This is a genomic window from Rhizobium cauense (assembly GCF_019511525.1).
GTDB lineage: Bacteria > Pseudomonadota > Alphaproteobacteria > Rhizobiales > Rhizobiaceae > Rhizobium > Rhizobium cauense.
In genome coordinates this window covers 252730-270862 of the sequence record NZ_JAEUAT010000001.1, presented here as the reverse complement: position 1 = coordinate 270862, position 18133 = coordinate 252730, and the positions used below count along the sequence as shown (strand labels likewise).

Sequence of the window (18133 nt, the reverse complement as noted above, 5' to 3'; positions counted from 1 at the left end):
AGAAAAGAAAATCTTGCCTTAGACGGCTTTCTGGCCGCGCAGTGTTGCGCCAAGCATGGCGCGGATACGTCGTGCAATCGTCGCGCTGACGTCCTTGCGGTTGCTGTCGGCGCGGTATTCGACCGCCTCGCCGAAACAGACGTCCACCTCGAAGGCGCCGCATCGCAACATGTCTTTCAGATGCGGGAACATTTCCACATCGCCGGGCCACGAGGCGAGCGGGCGGTGATAGCGCCCCATCGGCAGGCCATGGATGCCGGTGTAGGCGACGGCGACCGGCTGGACCACGACGGCGCCAGTAGGGGAGGCCGGGACCGCCATTGCGGCCGCGCCGAACAGCGAGGACTTGACCTCCAGGAGGCGGTTCCCGTCGGAGGTCGTTCCTTCCGGAAACAAGACGACGATCTCGCCGTCCGCCATGCGGGTTGCAATCTCGTTGGCCTGGTGGCCAGTCTTGCGCTTCTCTTCCCGCACGACGAAAACGCTCTTCTGCAGTTTCGCCAGCGTGCCGAAGATCGGCCAGTCGCGAACCTCGATCTTGGCGATGAACGCGACATCGGCGACAGCCGACAGCACCATGATGTCCATCCACGAGGAATGGTTGGCGCAGAGCATCAGCGGCCGGTGCGTCTCCATCGTACCATGGACGCGGATGCGAATGCCGAGACAGAAGCAGATGATCCGATGCCAGATGCGCGGCAGCCAGCGTCGCAGCTTCCAGTCGAAGCGCAGCGCCAGGAGCTGCCAGGGAATGAGCAGAATGCTGACGATGGCGATGACAATGCCGGCGAGGGCGACGCGCAGCCAGGCGATCAAATCGAAGACTCCACGCCCGCGTTCATGCCTCAGCGCTCGTCCTTCTTGAGCGGGATGCCGTAGAGCTCCAGCCGGTGGTCGACCAGCTTGAAACCGTGTTCACGGGCGATACGCTCCTGCAGCGCTTCGATCTCGGGCGATCGAAACTCGATGACGACGCCGGACTTCAGATCGATGAGATGGTCGTGATGCTCTTCCGGGACTGTCTCGTAGCGGGAGCGCCCGTCTCGGAAGTCGTGGCGGGCAATGATGCCGGCATCTTCGAAAAGCTTCACCGTGCGGTACACAGTGGAGATCGAGATCTTCGCGTCGACCTTCACCGAACGGCGGTAGAGTTCCTCGACGTCAGGATGATCCTCGGATTCCTCGAGAATGCGCGCAATGACCCGGCGCTGCTCGGTCATGCGCATGCCGCGTTCAGCGCAAAGCTCCTCAAGGGTCTTGGCGACGTCAGTCATGGGCTGCCTTCCGATAGTCAACGTTTGAGCAACGGAACTAGCGAAGAACGCGCTTCATGACAAGCGCTGTGGAAACTGCGCCGTTTGCGTCCTTGTAGTATCCCCGTCGTTCTCCGACTTTCTCGAAGCCGAGCTTGTGGTAGAGACCGAGCGCGGCCGCATTGCCACCATCAACTTCGAGGAAGATGCTTTCGCCGCCGCGCAGCTTCGCTTCGCGCATCGCCGCCTGCATCAGCCGCCAGCCGAGGCCGGCACGCGCGACCTTGGTCTGCACGGCGATCGTCAAGATTTCCGCCTCGCCCGCAACCTGGCGCGCGAGAACGAAGCCCGGGAGCGGCTTCTTGAGAAATGCGTTGGTCTGGCGGGCGACAAAGCCAAACACATTGTCCTGGGTCAGCAGGCTGTAGAACTCGCCATCCCCCCATGGGCGGGCGAAACGTTCACCGTGCAGGGTGGCGACGGCGGGGCAATCGTCGGCGTCCATGGCGACGATCTCGAATTCCGGCTTCAGCGTCAGATAGGATTCCAGCATGGTCATACTCGCGCAATCGCAAACCCGGCCTGCGGCTTGGCGTCGGGTCCGCGCAGATAGAGGGGCTTCGGCTTTCCGGAAGAGGGATCGGCGGCTGCGGCAAGGCGCGCCACGATGGAAATCGGGAATTGGTTGGCCTGATCGCCGGTTACATCGGGCTTCAGGAGCGGCGTCGCCGAACCCGTGATTTCGCCTTTGAAAGCCGCAGCGATTGCCTGCGCTTCCTCGACGGTGACAGCGCGCGGCTCATCGAGCGGCTCTCCATCCGCGCTGAAGGCCTGCAGATAAACCTCGTTTCGCTTGGCATCCATGGCGGCGAGCACCGGAGACCCCGGCGTCTTCAGTCGCTGTGCTTCGGCCATCACTGCAAGCGTCGTGATGCCGACGGCCGGAACTCCAAGCGACAGCGCAAAGCCGCGCGCAGCGGCAACACCGACGCGAATGCCGGTAAACGAGCCGGGGCCAACGGTGACGGCAATGCGGTCGACGTCCGAGAGAGTCAAGCCCGCCTGATCCAGCACGCGGTCGACGATCCCCATCAGATGCTCAGCATGCCCCTTGCCGATCATGTCCGATGCCTCCCCCAGCATCGTATCCCTGCCGCTGTCATAGAGAGCGGCAGCGCAATCTACACCTGCGGTGTCGAGCGCCAGTATGATCATGGCATCAATTTCCGAATAAAGCGTTCCTGAGCGTCCATACATTCACCCTGCCGCGCTTGCAAATGCTGCGCCAGGACGAATGACGGAAACTTGAGTGTCGTCGTCAGGCGGCGACGACTTCCTCGACTTCCGGAACGAAATGGCGAAGCAGGTTCTGCACGCCATGCTTCAGCGTCGCCGTCGAGGACGGGCAGCCGGAGCAGGAGCCCTTCATGTTGAGATAGACCTTGCCATCCTTGAAGCCGCGGAAGGTGATGTCGCCACCATCCTGCGCGACGGCCGGACGTACGCGCGTATCCAAAAGCTCCTTGATGGTCAGAACGATCGACTCGTCGGCTTCATCGAAGAATTCACCGCCGGCATCGAGGTCTTCGGAAAGAACCGATGCGTCGCCCATCACGGGCTTGCCCGACATGAAGTGTTCCATGATCGAGCCGAGGATCGCCGGCTTCAGGTGCTGCCACTCGGCATTGTCCTTGGACACGGAGATGAAGTCATAGCCGAAATAGACGCCCGTCACGCCCGGAATTTCGAACAGGCGAGCGGCGAGTGGCGATGCCTGCGCTTCGTCGGCGGTGCGGAATTCGGCCGTGCCGTTTTCCATCACGACCCGCCCCGGCAGGAACTTCTGCGTCGCAGGATTCGGTGTGGCTTCGGTCTGAATAAACATGTCGCTCTCCGTGCGGCGGGCAGCAGCCCCAGGCCGTCTTTAGAATTCTTCAAAAGAGAAAATAAGCCTATTGGCAACTCTAATCAAGAGACTGGTACTCAAGAAATGGCATTATGCCAGGGCGTCCAGTTCTTCGTCGGACAGTGTATCAGGCAAGACGGTGACGGGGATCGGGAATGTTGCCCCACGCCCGGCGACCGACGACACGAGCGGGCCAGGCCCTTCCTTGGCCGAGCTTGCAGCAAGCACGAGGATTGCAATGTCACGATCTTCCTCGATCACGGCGTTGATCTGCTCGGTGGCGCTTCCTTCGCGAATGACGATCTCGGGGTCGATGCCAATGGTTTCGCGAACCACGTGCGCCGCCTTTGCGACCACGGCTTCGGCCTCGTCGCGCGCCTCGGCGCGCATGATCTCCTCGACGCCGAGCCACTGTTGGAAGTCACCCTCCGGTATAACGTAGATCAGTACAAGGCCGCCGTTGGAGTTCTTGGCGCGCCGGCCTGCATAGTGGACGGCGCGGGAGCATTCGGGCGTATCGTCAATGACCGCCATGAATTTGCGGCGATGACCTTCGAGCCGGGAGAGTCGTTTAGATACCATGGCGCGGACTCTGACACCTGAACCCGAAAATTTGCAAGCCCTCGATTTTAGCCTCGAACGGCGTCAGCTACTCAGACAGGAACGAGCCCGTAAAGCCGCATGATGGCCTTCACATGCTCGATGTCGGGCTTGCCCTGAACGTTGATGGCGAGTGCCATTTCCTCGAAGTAGCGTCGGCCGATGAGGCCCGGCGTCATTGTGATCAGCGCCTTGGCGGTCTCGGAGTGCAGGTTTTCATGCGTATGGGTATAGCCGCGAGGAATGAATAGCGTTCCGCCAGGGACGATCTCGTGTTTACGGCCGTCCAGTGTCGTCGTCATCGTGCCGGATAGCCCATAGATCACTTCGTCGACGTCGCGGTGAAAATGCGCGGCTGGAACGCGCGCCTGAGGCGGGACCGTGAATTCGAACATCACGAGGCTCTCGGCACTCTGATCCTCGTCGATCAGAAGCCGGATCTCCATGGCGCCGATCTGGATGAGGTTGCGATCTCGCATCGAAGCCTCCTGACGGTCTGTTCAGGAAGAGTACGCCGCAGGTGGAGGTTCGACAAGTCCGGGGCGGCATGTAGGTCGCCCCGGACGATCTCGGCAGAGCCGGGATCTCAGTATAGGAAGCCGACGATGTCGCGCACTTCCTTCATTGTCACTTCGGCTCGGGCGCGTGCCCGCTCGCCACCGTTGCGCAGGATCGCGTCGATGTGGCTGGTGTCCGACATCAGGCGGCGCATCTCGGCGGTGATCGGCGAGAGCACGTTTACCGCGAGATCGACCAGCGCCGGCTTGAAGACCGAGAACTGCTGGCCGCCGAATTCGGCAAGCACGTCCGCCTTCGACTTGTCGGCAAGCGCCGCATAGATGCCGACGAGGTTGTCGGCTTCCGGGCGCCCCTTGAGGCCGTCGACTTCGCTGGGCAAGCCCTCCGGATCGGTCTTGGCCTTGCGGATCTTCTTCGAGATCGCGTCCTCATCGTCCATCAGGTTGATGCGAGACAGATCCGACGGATCCGACTTCGACATCTTCTTGGTACCGTCGCGAAGCGACATGACGCGCGGTGCCGGGCCATCGATCAGCGGCTCGACCATCGGGAAATAGGCATGCACCGGTTCGTTGCCGACGGTGATGTCAATGCCGTAGTCCGTCTTGCGGATATGCTCCGCATAGTCGAGGTTGAACTTCATGGCGATGTCGCGGGCGAGTTCAAGGTGCTGCTTCTGGTCGTCGCCAACGGGCACATGCGTACCGCGATAGACGAGAATGTCGGCAGCCATCAGGCTCGGATAGGCGTAGAGACCGAGCGAGGCCTGCTCGCGATCCTTGCCGGCCTTGTCCTTGAACTGCGTCATGCGGTTCATCCAACCGATGCGCGCGACGCAATTGAAGATCCAGGCAAGCTCGGCATGCTGCGGCACGGCCGACTGGTTGAAAACGATGTGCCTCTCGGGATCGATGCCCGACGCAATGAAGGCGGCGGCGATCGAACGGATCTGGTTCGGCATGTCCTCATGGACGAGCTGCGCCGTCAGCGCGTGCATGTCCACGACGCAGTAGATGCAGTCGTTGCCTTCCTGCAGTGCCACGAACTTGCGGATCGCGCCGAGATAGTTGCCGAGATGGAGATTGCCGGTCGGCTGCACTCCGGAGAAAACGACTTTCTTGAATTCGCTCATTGTGTCCTCGATTAGGCTGGTGGAGGGCCCCAGGGCCAATGGCCCATGTTGCTAACGGGCGCGCTTATGCACGCGGAAGACAAGGCAATCAAGGGGTTCAGCCTGCGGCGTGTTCGATCAGATCGAAGGTGTTGCCGTAAGGATCCGCAAACACGGCGACAGTCCCGTAGATTTCGTGCCGCGGTGCTTCGAGAAATTGCACGCCCTTGGCCAGCATCGACGCGTGGTCGCGCGCGAAATCATCGGTCTTGAGGAAGAAGCCGACGCGCCCGCCCGTCTGGTTGCCCATCGCCGCCATTTGTCGATCGTTGGCAGCCTGCGCGAGCAGAAACGCCGCGCCGTCAACGCTGCCTTTGGGCCTGACCACGACCCACCGCTTGCCTTCCGGCTGGACGTCATCCTGGAGGCAATCGAAGCCGAGTGCCCCGCAGTAGAAGTCCTTGGCGCGATCGTAGTCGTCGACGACCAGTGTCACGAGGAAAAGCGATTGGGACATAGCGGCGCTCCGATTTGCGGTGTCGTGTTGTTGCCAAGGATACGTGGCCGGTCAAGGGGCAGCCAGATGAGCCTCTCGGAGCCTTTGCACTTCCGTCATGCCGGGCTTGACCGGGCATCCAGCGGCGCCGGGGTGACGGGGAAAGAGGAGATGACGAGGATGAAAGCGCGCGTCTTCACCTTCACGCGACCCTTCCGGCCCGTGGCTTGATCCTGCACTTCACTCGGACGGGGCGCTGGAAATTGCCTCGCTGGAGTAAAAACAATATGGCGCTTCCCAGCGCCCCGTTCGGCGGTTTATGCCCGCAACTCCGGTCCCTCTGCCGCCTTGCCGGAGGAAGTGTCACTTCCCCTGGGGGCCATGTGTGCCACACAGGCACGTCCGGGGCTCAACTCGACGCCGCATTCGCGCGAACGCCGCCGTCCCCAGAGGGAGACCATCTTCTGCGGACCCCTGATGCGGAAGCTCACGTCCTTCCTCCACACCCGGCGCCGGTCCCGCCTCGCCGCAACGCCTTGCGGTGTATCCGCGACGGAACGGTTTCAGTGTATGAGGAGCCCTTCGGGCGGGGAAATTCGCAGCAGAATTTTTTTCCGCGAATATTTCAGGAAAATTTACGGGAAAGGAAATTCATACCTCTTTTGAGGTATCTCTAATTCATCATTTAGCGGTAAATTGTGGCGTAGTTCCGTTACGTGAGGTAAACAATTTCACAAAAAGGCCATTTTTAGGGAGAGCGTTCCATCCGCCAGAAACTTGCACCGGTTGCCGGTGTATTTCGAGGGGAGGGAACCATGCAGTCCGCATTTTCCATCGCACTCGCCGGCCTGTTCTGTCTGTCGTGTTTCGACAGTGCCGACGCCCAGAATGTCAGAAGAGTTGCGATACCGCAGCTCAAGCACAAAGAAACGCTCGCCTATTCTCTGCAGACCGTCAGCGTCAAGGCGAACTGCTTCCCGCCGCAACTGCGCGGCATACTATCCTATATTGCTGCCAAAACCGGCCGCCGTCCGATCGTGACCTCAGGGTTCAGGGCGCGCGGGCGCGCGCATTCCCAACATCGCCATTGCGCGGCGGCCGATATCCGGGTCCCCGGTGTGTCTGACCGCACGATCGTTGCGATAGCGGCCTCGGCGCCGGGGATCGGCGGTATCGGCCGCTACTGTAACGGCATCGTGCACGTCGACATCGGTCCGAAACGAAAATGGACCTACTGCTGAGGCCCGACCCCGCGGGCTAGCCGTCCGTCTTGGCGGCTGGCTTGCGGTTCAGGTTGCGCCTGATCATTCCAAGGTTTGCGCCGCCGATGAGGAAGGCGGTCGCGAAGTAGATCGCCATCGCGATGACGATCAGAAGGCCAAGTGTGCCTATTTTCGTCGTCAAATGCGCTCCCGAGGCCAACCACGGCTCCCAGCGGTGCTGGAGGTACATGATCACGCCGCCCATCACGGCAGCAGCGACCACCAGCAGAGCGGTGCGGCGTGCCAGCGCCCACTCCCAGGTAAGGTGGCCGCGGCGGAGCAGGGTCGCGAAGAGTAGCACGGTGCTGATCCAGCCAGCCGTTGCTTCCGCAACCGCAATACCGGGAGCGCCGAGGAACGGAAAGAGGGTCAGCGCCGTCGCACAGTTGACGCCGACAGCCACGGCGGAGAACCGCATCGGTGTCTTGGTGTCCTCACGGGCATAGAAGCCCGGCTGCAATGCCTTGATCAGCACGAAGGCCGGCAGGCCGATACCGTAAACGGCCAGAATGGAGCCGACGATCGCCGTGTTTTCCTGGTGGAAGGCGCCGCGCTCGTAAAGCACGCGGATGATCTCGTCGGACATGATCCAAAGCGCCACGGCGGCCGGGATCGTCAGGAACAGGACGAACTCAATGGAGCGGTTCTGCAGGTTTCCGGCCTCGCGCAGATGGCCGCCCTTCAGGGCCCGCGAAAGTTCCGGCAAAAGCACGACGCCGACGGCCACGCCGACGACGCCGAGCGGCAGCTGATAGATGCGGTCGGCATATTGAAGCGCTGCGATCGCACCCTCCTTGCTGGAGGCAATCGCCTGGCCGATCATTTGGTTGATCTGGGTAATGCCGCCGGTGATCGCCGCCGGAACGGCGAGGATCAGCAGCCGCTTGACGTTGGGCGTGATGCGGGGAAAGCGTAACCCGATGCTCATGCCGGCATGTAGAACGCCGAGATAGACGACGACGAGCTGCAAAATGCCCGCAACGAGTACGCCCCAGGAGAGATACCAGGCGGTCTGGAGCGGTTCCGCGCCGGTATAGAGCGCAAAAATCAGCGCCCCGATCATCACCACGTTCAGGAAAACGGGCGCGATGGCTGCCGCGAAGAAATGATGCAGAGAATTCAGCATCCCGCTCATCATTGCCGTCAGCGACATGCACATGAGGTAAGGGAACATCACCGCCGCCATGCGTACGGTGATCGAGAACTTTTCCGCATCGTCTGCAAAACCCGGCGCGATGACGAAGCGCACGAGGAGCGGCATTGAGAGTTCCATCACGATGGTGATGAGCAGCAGCACCGAGAACAGCACGCCGAAGACTTCCTCGGAGAAGCGCTTGGCTCCGTCGGTGCCGTTCGCCTCGATCTCCTTGGCAAACAGCGGCACGAAGGCGGCATTGAACGCGCCTTCGGCAAAGAGGCGCCGGAAGAGGTTCGGAAAGCGGAATGCAGCGTAGAACACGTCGGCCATCGGACCGGTGCCGAGAGCGGCCGCCATCAGCGTTTCACGGGCAAAGCCGAAGATGCGGCTGCCAAGAGTGGCGCCGCCGACGGTGGCGAATTTTCTGACGAGGCTCATACGGTCTGGCTCATGCGGGCGAATCCGCCTTCTTGTCTGTCTGTGTCGTGGCCCGAACCGGGGTCGGTTGCGCGATGATGCCGGATGGCATGCGCTCGCGCAGCTCGTCCTGCTCCTCGGCCATCACGGCCTTGAGGCGCGCGGTGATGTTCGAGCGCTTGCTGTCGCCCGAGATCTTCTGGCCGACAAGGTCGGTCACGTAGAAACTGTCGATCACCTTCTCACCGAAGGTGGTGATGCGGGCCGATTGAATGTCGAGCGAAAGATCGGAGAGAACCGCGGTGATTTCCGAGAGCAGGCCCGGCCGGTCAAGGCATTCTACCTCGATGACCGTGAACTTGTTCGACAGGCTGTTCGAGATGTTGACCGACGGCGGGATGACGAAGGCCTTGCTCTTCTTGCGGTTCTTGACTCGTGTTGCAATTACCTCGGGCAACCGCTTGCGGCCGGAAAGCACGTCCTCGATCATCCGTCCGATCGTTCCGGCGCGGCGCAGTTCGTCGGCGTCGTCCTTGAACTCGCGGCTGACATGGATCGTATCAAGAGCGCGCCCATCCGAGGTCGTGAAGATCTGCGCATCGACGATGTTGGCACCCGCTGCGGCGCACGCGCCGGCGATGACCGCCAAGAGGCGCGGGTGGTCGGGCGACAACACGGTGATCTCGGTGATCGCATGGAAACTGTCGGTGCGGACCATCGTCGCCAGCGCCTGGCCGGCCTTGTCCGCCTGCCGGATGAAGCCGGCGTGTCGCACCTGGTCTTCTAGCGGCACCGAGAGCAGGTAGGGCTGGTAGTGCAGCTTGCTGTAGATCTTGCGATCCTTCTGGCTCCAGTCGGATAGCGCGTTGTAGAGCGCTTCGGCCGCGAAATTGGCGCGCTCCTTGCGCGAAACCTCGGAGAAACCGCCGGCAAGCAACAGTTCCGTTTCGTAATAGAGTGTGCGCAGCAGCTGGCCCTTCCAGCCGTTCCAGACGCCGGGACCGACGGCGCGGATGTCGCAGATCGTCAGGATCAGCAGCATCTTCAGCCGGTCGAGCGACTGAACGACGTCGGCGAAGTCGGTGATCGTCTTGCGGTCGGTGAGGTCGCGCGTCTGCGCGACCATCGACATGACCAGATGCTCCTGGATCAGCCAGACGACCATCTCGGTCTGCTTCTGCGAGAGGCCGAAACGGGCGCAGAGCTTGCGCGCGACTCGGGCGCCGGCGATCGAGTGGTCTTCCTGGCGACCCTTGGCGATGTCGTGCAGCAGGACGGCGACGTAAAGCGCCTCACGGTCCTCGATGCCTGGCATCAGCTTGTTGGCAAGCGGATGCAGGTCGTCGGCCTTGCCCTTGTCGATCTCCGACAGCACGTCGACGGTGCGGATCAGATGCTCATCGACCGTGTAGTGATGATACATGTTGAACTGCATCATCGCGACGATCTTGCCGAATTCCGGGATGAAACGGCCGAGCACGCCGGCCTCGTTCATGCGGCGCAGGATCAGTGCGGGGTCGCGCTTCGAGGTCAGGATCGACAGGAAGAGGCGATTGGCCTCGTCGTTTTCGCGCAGATTGTTGTCGATCAGGCTGAGCGAGCGCGTGACGCGCTTCAGTGCATCCGGATGAAATTCCAGCCCGTTGATATCAGCGACGTGGAAGAGCCGGATGATGCTGATCGGATCCCGCTTGAAAACGTCGGGGCTTGCAAGCGCGATGCGGCCACGATCCTCGACGAACTCGGTGCTGCCGGCGATTTTTCGGCTGCGGTTCGCAAAGCGGCTGATGACACCGGTCAATCCGGGCGTCGACTTCGCCTGCTGGTCCTCAAGTGCGGCGCAGAGAATACGCGTCAGGTCGCCGACATCCTTGGCGACGAGGAAATAGTGCTTCATGAAGCGCTCGACGGCCGAAAGACCGGGACGCGCATGATATCCGAGTGCTTCGGCAATTTCGCGCTGGATATCGAAAGACAGCCGCTCCTCTGCCTTCCCGGTCAGGAAATGCATGTGGCAGCGCACCGCCCAGAGGAAATCGTCAGCCTTCTCGAAAAGGCGATACTCATGCTTGGAGAGAACGCCGAGCGGCACGAGTTCGGCTGTATCGCGGACGTGATAATAATATTTCGAGATCCAGAAGAGCGTGTGCAGGTCGCGCAGGCCGCCCTTGCCCTCCTTGACGTTGGGCTCGACCAGATAGCGCGTGTCGCCGGCCTTGCGGTGGCGCTCGTCACGTTCGGCAAGCTTGGCGGCGATGAATTCCGGGCCGGTGCCGGTAACGATCTCCTTGTCGAACCGCGTCTCGAGCTGAGTTTCCAGCGAGCGCAGGCCGCAGATGTAGCGCATTTCGAGGATCGCGGTACGGATCGTCATGTCCGACTTGGAGAGCGCGATGCACTCTTCGACGGTACGCGTAGCGTGGCCGACCTTGAAGCCCATGTCCCAGAGGACGTAGAGCATGAATTCGACGGCCTTGTGCGTTTCCTCGGCCGGCTTCGGCTGGAACAGGAACAGGAGGTCGATGTCGGAGCCGGGCGCCAGCGTGTCGCGGCCATAGCCGCCGACGGCGGTGACGGCAAACTTGTCCTTCTGCTGCGTGAAGACGTGATTGCAGACAAATTCGTAGAGGACCGTGATGATCTGGTCCTGCAGCCAGGAAATCCGGCGGGCGCAATTGATCCCGCTGCCATCGGCCGAAAGCAGCTCGCGCGCCTTCTGCCGTCCCTCGCTGCTCGCCTTCTTGAGAATGACAAGCAGATCGGATCGCATGACGTCGGGCCGTGTCTTGTTGGCCTCGGCAACAGCGTCGCACATCTTCCGGAGATAGTCGGTATCGAGGATGTCGGAGAAATCGATGTCGTTCGTCGTCGCCATGCGCGGGGCGGCTTCCTGTTCGCGCGGCGCAGCCGCTTCCTGCTGCACCTCTCGTTTCGTCTGCATGCGCTATAGCCTCTTTGCCCGTCGATGACACGGGCTTTCATACTGAATGAACCTTTAATTTTGGCGAAAAGGTGTTGCCGTGCCGGAAAGCGGCAGTATCACGCAATCAGGCAGCGATCTCGGCCTGCACGGAGTAGAGCACCTGGCGCGTCTCGCTGGTGATCGCTTCCAGCGTCTCTTGGTCGCACTCGCGGTAGCCAGCCTTGGCGACGCATGTGGCGAGCTCAAGAATCCTGGCGCAGCAGCTGATAATGTGCAGCAGGCCGAAGGGCGAGGCCCAGCCGCGCGGATTGCCATGCTCGTCCGCAAGCCGCAGCGCCTCGATCGCGCTGAAGATTGCCGCAAGCCTCTGGGTCTCGTTGAACAGCCGGTCCATGAACATTGCTCAGCCCTGCTTCAGCTTCTTCTTGAGCTCGTAGAGCGCGTCCATCGCTTCGCGCGGGGTCATGTCGTCGAGGCTCATGCCCTTCAGCGCTTCCTCGACCTTCGAGGGGCCGCGGCTGGCATCCTCGCGGCGCACCGCCACCTGGAACAGCGGCAGGTCGTCGATGAGCTGGCTTGCCGGGTTCTTGCGGTCGGCATCCTCGAGGCGCGTCAGCACATCGCGGGCGCGCGCCACGACGGAAGCCGGCAGGCCGGCAAGCCGGGCGACCTGAATGCCGTAGGAGCGATCAGCGGCACCGGGGCCGACTTCGTGCAGGAAGATCACGTCGCCGTCCCATTCCTTCACGCGCATCGTCGCATTCGATAGCCGCGCAAGCTTTTCCGAAAGCACCGTCAGTTCGTGGAAGTGGGTCGCGAAGAGACCGCGGCAGCGGTTTGCCTCGTGCAGATGCTCGACGGCGGCCCAGGCGATGGAGAGACCGTCGAAGGTTGCGGTACCGCGGCCGATTTCATCGAGAATGACCAGCGAACGGTCGGTTGCCTGGTTGAGGATTGCTGCCGTTTCGACCATCTCGACCATGAACGTCGAGCGGCCGCGCGCCAGGTCGTCGGAGGCGCCGACACGCGAGAACAGCCGGTCGACGATGCCGATATGGGCCGAGGTCGCCGGCACGAAGGAGCCCATCTGGGCGAGGATGGCGATCAGCGCGTTCTGGCGCAGGAAGGTCGATTTACCGCCCATGTTCGGACCGGTCAGCAGCCAGATCGCGCCATCCTTGCCGTCGGAGACGGGCGAGAGATCGCAGTTGTTGGCGACGAACGGGCCCGACGATTGCCGCCTGAGCGCCTGTTCGACCACCGGATGGCGGCCGCCCTCGATCGCAAACATCTTCGAGCCATCGACAAGCGGTCGGCAATAGGCCTGCTCGTCTGCAAGCAGCGCCAGGCCGGCGGCAACATCGATAACGGCCAGCGCGCGGGCGCCCGCCTTGATTGCCTCGGCTTCAGCCACGACGGAATCCGTCATGTGGTCGAAGGCCGCCAGTTCGATCGCAAGCGCCTTGTCGGCGGCGTTGGCGATCCGGCTTTCGAGGTCTGCAAGCTCGGTCGTCGTGAAGCGCATCGCGTTCGCCATCGTCTGGCGGTGGATGAAGCGCCCCTTGGCCTCGGGCGTATCGGTCATCGGTCCGGCATTGCCTGATGTGACTTCGATGAAGTAGCCGAGGATGTTGTTGTGCTTGATCTTCAGCGACTTGATGCCGGTTTCCTCGGCATACTGCAGCTGCAAGCCGGCAATCACCCGGCGCGACTGATCGCGGAGCGCCCGGACCTCGTCGAGCTCGGCATTGGCGCCGTCGCGCAGGAAGCCGCCATCGCGCTTCAATAGCGGCAACTCGTCGCCGAGCGTCTCGGAAAGCAGTGTCGCAAGGCCGGAGGGGAGGGCCTGAAGGCTGGAAAGCGCAAGCTGCAGTTCTTCCGGCAGCAGCGCTTCGGACAGCAGTCGAGCGAGATCGCTGGCGGCGCTCAGTCCTTGGCGAATGGCCGCAAGGTCGCGTGGCCCGCCACGGTCGAGCGCAAGGCGCGAGAGTGCGCGCGGCATATCCGGCACATGCTTGAGGTGATGGCGCAGGTCGCCGCAAAGCGAGGGCTCCTCCATCAGGAAGCCGATCGAATCAAGCCGCTCATTGATCCGGACGGGGTCAGTCAGCGGCGACATCAGCCTTTCGGCAAGCAACCGCGCCCCGCCGCCGGTCACGGTACGGTCGATCGCCTTCAGCAACGAGCCGTTGCGATCGCCTGACAGCGTGCGGGCAAGTTCGAGGTTGGCGCGGGTCGCCGGATCGATGAACAGCGTGGACGCGCCGCTCTCGCGCTCCGGCCGCCCGAGCGGCGGCCGCTCGGCGATCTGTGTCTTCTCGACATAGGCGACGGCCGCGGCAGCGGCCGCAAGCTCGGCGCGCGAGAAGGTGCCGAAGCCATCAAGCGTCGAGACATTGAAGTAGCGCGCGATCCGCCCTTCGGCGGTGGCGCTGTCAAACAGCACGGATGGCTGTGGAACGGCGGTACGGCCCAGCACGTCGAAGACTGGCTTCAGCTCGGCATCGTGGAAGATCGTATCGGGCACGATCAGCTCACGCGGGTCGATACGCAGGATATCGGCAAGCAGTCGCGAGCTTTCGGTCTCTGCCAATCGGAATATCCCGGTCGAGATGTCGATCCAGGCAAGCGCCAGCACCGGCTCGGCGCTGCCGCGAATCCGGGTAAGTGCCATCAGGTAGTTGGACTCCGATGGCGAAAGCAGTTTTTCCTCGGTGATCGTACCCGGCGTCACGAGGCGGATGACGTCACGCTTCACGACGGACTTTGAGCCGCGCTTCTTGGCTTCGGCTGGGTCCTCGACCTGCTCGCAGACGGCAACCCGGAAGCCGAGCGCGATCAGTTTCTGCAGATAGTCGTCGGCGGCATGAACAGGCACGCCGCACATCGGAATATCCTGCCCCATGTGCTGGCCGCGCTTGGTGAGCGTGATGCCGAGCGCGCGGGAGGCATCCAGCGCATCCTCGAAGAACAATTCGTAGAAATCGCCCATGCGATAGAACAGCAGCGAGTCAGGGTTGTTCGCCTTGATCTCGATGAATTGCTCCATCATCGGCGTTGCCGATGCACGGCTTTCTTCCGTGGCCAGCTCGGCAGCCGAAAAGGCTTCTATTCCAGTGTCTATTCGTTCGTTCACGGAGATGCATTTTTTCCAAAAAAGAGGTGCCAACCCTAGCTGCCCGCCGCTATAGATGACAACTGCGATTGAGGAAGAGCAAGGCGTCACCCACAAGACGTTGGAGGAAAAATGCCCGATACTGAGAAGAAGCAGCGGCCGGTTACATCAGTGACCGACAACGAGGCTCTTGAGTTCCACGCCATGGGGCGGCCCGGAAAGCTGGAGATCAACGCCACGAAGCCGATGGCAACGCAGCGCGATCTGTCGCTTGCTTATTCGCCGGGCGTCGCCGTTCCAGTGAAGGCGATCGCCGCCGACCCTGCGACCGCCTACGATTATACGACACGCGGCAACATGGTCGCGGTCATCTCCAACGGTACGGCAATCCTCGGTCTCGGCAATCTCGGCGCGCTGGCTTCGAAGCCGGTGATGGAGGGCAAATCCGTGCTCTTCAAGCGCTTTGCCGATGTCGACTCCATCGATCTTGAGGTCGATACCGAAAACGTCGACGAATTCATCAACTGCGTCCGTTTCCTCGGTCCGTCCTTCGGCGGCATCAATCTCGAAGACATCAAGGCACCTGACTGTTTCATCATCGAGCAGCGCCTGCGCGAGCTGATGGACATTCCAGTCTTCCATGACGACCAGCACGGCACGGCGATCATCGCGGCAGCTGGCCTTATCAACGCGTTGGAATTGACCGGCCGCGACCTGAAGACAACGAAGCTCGTCTGCAATGGCGCCGGTGCGGCTGCCATCGCCTGCGTTGAACTCATCAAGGCGATGGGCTTCGCGCCCGAGAATATCGTTCTCTGCGACACCAAGGGCGTGATCTACCAGGGCCGCACCGAGGGCATGAACCAGTGGAAGTCGGCGCATGCGGTGAAGACCAAGGCGCGCACGCTGGAGGAGGCCATGAAGGGCGCGGACGTAGTATTCGGTCTCTCGCAGAAGGGCGCCTTCTCCGAGAAGATGATCCGCTCGATGGCCGACCGCCCGATCATTTTCGCGATGGCCAACCCCGATCCTGAGATCACTCCGGAAGAGGTTGCCCGCATTCGCGACGACGCCATCATGGCAACCGGTCGGTCCGATTATCCGAACCAGGTCAACAACGTTCTCGGCTTTCCCTACATTTTCCGCGGTGCGCTGGATGTTCGCGCCACCACGATCAACGACGCGATGAAGATCGCGGCCGTTCAGGCGCTGGCCAACCTCGCACGCGAGGACGTGCCTGACGATGTCGTTGCCGCCTATCAGGGCAACCGTCCGCGCTTCGGTGCGCAGTACATCATTCCGGTGCCGTTCGATCCGCGCCTGATTTCGGCAATCCCGGCCGCCGTGGCACAGGCCGCGATCGATAGCGGTGTTGCTCGCAAACCGATATCAGACATGGCAGTCTATGCCCGCGAGCTGTCCGCCCGGCGCGATCCGATCGCCTCGACGCTGGCAAGCCTTTATGAGCGCGTACGTCGCCGTCCAAAGCGGGTGGTCTTTGCCGAAGCTGAAGAAGAGCAGGTCATGCGTGCGGCCATGTCCTACGCCAACCAGGAACTCGGCACGGCGATCCTGCTCGGCCGCGAAGATCTGATCCATCAGACCGCCGAGCGGGCTGGCATCGATCTCAATCGGCCAGGACTGGAGATCGTCAACGCGCGCATTTCCACCCGCGTCGAGACTTACATCGACTATCTCTATGCTCGCCTGCAGCGGAAGGGCTACCTGCATCGCGACGCCCAACGCCTGATCCATCAGGATCGCAACCACTTCGCCGCCTGCATGGTGGCGCTTGGCGATGCCGACGGCATGGTCACCGGCATTACCCGCAACTATTCGACAGCCCTCGAAGATGTTCGCCGCTGCATCGACATGAAGCCAGGCCATCGCGTCATTGGCGTCTCCATCGCGCTTTGCCGCGGCCGCACAGTCTTCGTTGCCGATACCGCCGTTCATGACATGCCGAATGCCGAGGAACTGGCCGATATCGCGGTCGAAGCCGCGGGCTTTGCGCGCCGCATGGGCTATCAGCCGCGCGTTGCCATGCTTGCCTATTCGACCTTCGGCCATCCCTCCGGCGAACGCTCCGAGCGCGTGCGCGAGGCCGTGAAGATCCTCGACAAGCGCCGCACCGATTTCGAGTATGATGGCGAGATGGCGGCCGACGTGGCGCTCAATCGCAAGGTGATGGAGCAGTATCCGTTCTGCCGTCTGTCGGGACCGGCCAACGTGCTGGTCATGCCGGCGTTCCACTCGGCTTCGATTTCCACCAAGATGCTGCAGGAACTCGGCGGTTCGACCGTTATCGGCCCGATCCTCGTCGGCCTCGACAAGGCGGTTCAGATCACGTCGATGGGTGCCAAGGATTCCGACATCGTCAACATGGCCGCGATTGCCGCTTATACGGCGGGATCGTGAATAGAAAACGGAGCGGAAGGCATCCTCCCGCTCCGTCTTCATCCGCTTGAAAATCAGCTTGAGAATCGTCCGGCGTCGGCGCCGTAGTAGTTCAGGTACCGATCGGAGATGCTGGATATCGGCAAAACGATCAGCACGTCCGTCGTGTTGAAGGACTTGTCGACCACGGCAGTCGTGCCGACCATGGCGCCGAGGCGCAGATAGCCCTTGATCAGCGGCGGCAACGCCATCAGTGCCCGCTTCGGATTGACAGCTTCGGAGGGCATCAGATCCATGTCGCGGGCAAGGTGCGGAAGGGCGCTGACGGCCCACTCATCCTTGGCCGCAACATTGTGATGCAGGAAGGACAGGGCTAGTGCGTGGCTTTCCGGGTGGATGCCGGGGAACGAGGCGCAGCCGAACATGGCGCTCATGCCGTGCTTCAGTGCATAGGCCCAGTTGCCCTGCCACAGAAGCTCGACGGTGCGTTTGGTACGATAATCAGGAAGCACGCAGGAACGGCCGAGCTCCATGAACCGCTTATCCGGGTGGCGGGCAAGCAGCTCGTCGATCGCAAATTCCGAAGCCGAGTAAAAGCCACCGTTCGCCATGGCGACGTCCTGCCGCAGCAGGCGATAGGTGCCGACGATCTGGTCCTCGCTATCGCCCTCGATCGAGCGGTCGAGCACCAGCAGGTGGTCGCAAAACGCATCATAGGAATCGAAATCGCGCTTGCGGCGCATGGCTTCTTGCGAAAGCTGGGCACCCATTTCTTCCACGAAGACACGGAAGCGCACGGCCTGTGCGGCGTCGATCTCGCTGGAGGTACGGGCAAGGCGGGTCTCGAGATTTCCGATGCGGCCGAGAATGTCGACTTCCTTTGGCGCAAGCGTCGTCGATGGCCGGAGAGTCTCCGCGACAGCGTTACAGTTCAGGGCGTCTACTGACATGGCGATTCTCCCGTTGCCGGCTTTGACACGCCATAAAACACTTATC

Annotated in this window: 16 protein-coding genes; 2 read left to right on the top strand and 14 right to left on the bottom strand. The window is 61.9% G+C overall.

Annotation, left to right across the window (positions count from 1 at the left end; all coding sequences use genetic code 11):
* Nucleotides 1-18: 18 nt before the first annotated feature.
* From olsA to JNB88_RS01315, 9 genes are all read right to left on the bottom strand, one after another.
* Nucleotides 19-816 (bottom strand): lyso-ornithine lipid O-acyltransferase, encoded by a 798-nt coding sequence (gene olsA, locus JNB88_RS01355; RefSeq protein ID WP_220353981.1) that lies wholly within the window; start codon nt 814-816, stop codon nt 19-21.
* A gap of 29 nt (nt 817-845) precedes the next feature.
* Nucleotides 846-1274 carry a Fur family transcriptional regulator gene (locus JNB88_RS01350; protein WP_037130483.1) on the bottom strand — a complete coding sequence of 143 codons (429 nt, stop codon included), beginning with the start codon at nt 1272-1274 and terminating at the stop codon, nt 846-848.
* A 37-nt stretch (nt 1275-1311) separates the two neighbouring features.
* Complete coding sequence (locus tag JNB88_RS01345; RefSeq protein WP_197066620.1) at nt 1312-1812, bottom strand: GNAT family N-acetyltransferase; 501 nt, start codon at nt 1810-1812, stop codon at nt 1312-1314.
* Nucleotides 1809-2468 (bottom strand): tRNA (adenosine(37)-N6)-threonylcarbamoyltransferase complex dimerization subunit type 1 TsaB, encoded by a 660-nt coding sequence (gene tsaB / locus JNB88_RS01340; RefSeq protein ID WP_220354252.1) that lies wholly within the window; start codon nt 2466-2468, stop codon nt 1809-1811. The genes JNB88_RS01345 and tsaB overlap by 4 nt, the downstream gene beginning before the upstream one ends.
* A gap of 103 nt (nt 2469-2571) precedes the next feature.
* Nucleotides 2572-3138: a NifU family protein gene (locus JNB88_RS01335; RefSeq protein WP_037130479.1), complete on the bottom strand. Its 567-nt coding sequence runs from the start codon at nt 3136-3138 to the stop codon at nt 2572-2574.
* A gap of 111 nt (nt 3139-3249) precedes the next feature.
* A complete protein-coding gene (locus tag JNB88_RS01330; protein WP_220353980.1) occupies nt 3250-3741 on the bottom strand; it encodes a universal stress protein in 492 nt (163 codons plus the stop codon).
* Between the two features lie 71 nt (nt 3742-3812).
* On the bottom strand, nt 3813-4238 hold the full coding sequence (locus JNB88_RS01325) for a cupin domain-containing protein (RefSeq protein WP_037130473.1): 426 nt from the start codon (nt 4236-4238) through the stop codon (nt 3813-3815).
* A 107-nt stretch (nt 4239-4345) separates the two neighbouring features.
* Entirely contained in the window at nt 4346-5410 is a 1065-nt protein-coding gene (gene trpS / locus JNB88_RS01320) for a tryptophan--tRNA ligase (RefSeq protein ID WP_220353979.1), read from the bottom strand.
* 97 nt (nt 5411-5507) lie between these two features.
* Entirely contained in the window at nt 5508-5906 is a 399-nt protein-coding gene (locus JNB88_RS01315; RefSeq protein ID WP_220353978.1) for a VOC family protein, read from the bottom strand.
* Nucleotides 5907-6700: 794 nt separating this feature from the next.
* Here JNB88_RS01315 and JNB88_RS01310 point away from each other — a divergent pair.
* The gene (locus JNB88_RS01310; RefSeq protein WP_220353977.1) at nt 6701-7126 is read left to right on the top strand and encodes a YcbK family protein; all 426 of its coding nucleotides are present in this window, start codon (nt 6701-6703) and stop codon (nt 7124-7126) included.
* Nucleotides 7127-7142: 16 nt separating this feature from the next.
* Here JNB88_RS01310 and murJ read toward each other — a convergent pair whose 3' ends face one another.
* The 4 genes from murJ to mutS all read right to left on the bottom strand — a co-directional run bounded on the left by murJ (nt 7143) and on the right by mutS (nt 14761).
* Entirely contained in the window at nt 7143-8723 is a 1581-nt protein-coding gene (gene murJ, locus JNB88_RS01305) for a murein biosynthesis integral membrane protein MurJ (protein ID WP_220353976.1), read from the bottom strand.
* Nucleotides 8724-8733: 10 nt separating this feature from the next.
* Complete coding sequence (locus JNB88_RS01300) at nt 8734-11643, bottom strand: [protein-PII] uridylyltransferase (RefSeq protein WP_220353975.1); 2910 nt, start codon at nt 11641-11643, stop codon at nt 8734-8736.
* Between the two features lie 106 nt (nt 11644-11749).
* Nucleotides 11750-12025: a hypothetical protein gene (locus tag JNB88_RS01295; RefSeq protein WP_220353974.1), complete on the bottom strand. Its 276-nt coding sequence runs from the start codon at nt 12023-12025 to the stop codon at nt 11750-11752.
* A 3-nt stretch (nt 12026-12028) separates the two neighbouring features.
* Nucleotides 12029-14761 (bottom strand): DNA mismatch repair protein MutS, encoded by a 2733-nt coding sequence (gene mutS, locus JNB88_RS01290; RefSeq protein ID WP_220353973.1) that lies wholly within the window; start codon nt 14759-14761, stop codon nt 12029-12031.
* Nucleotides 14762-14872: 111 nt separating this feature from the next.
* Between mutS and JNB88_RS01285 the strand changes: the two genes are divergently transcribed.
* Nucleotides 14873-17158 carry an NADP-dependent malic enzyme gene (locus JNB88_RS01285; RefSeq protein ID WP_037130449.1) on the top strand — a complete coding sequence of 762 codons (2286 nt, stop codon included), beginning with the start codon at nt 14873-14875 and terminating at the stop codon, nt 17156-17158.
* Between the two features lie 53 nt (nt 17159-17211).
* On the opposite strand, the gene olsB is transcribed toward JNB88_RS01285, so the two are convergent.
* Nucleotides 17212-18087, bottom strand: coding sequence for a l-ornithine N(alpha)-acyltransferase (gene olsB, locus JNB88_RS01280; RefSeq protein WP_220353972.1), 876 nt, complete (start codon nt 18085-18087; stop codon nt 17212-17214).
* Nucleotides 18088-18133: the final 46 nt, after the last annotated feature.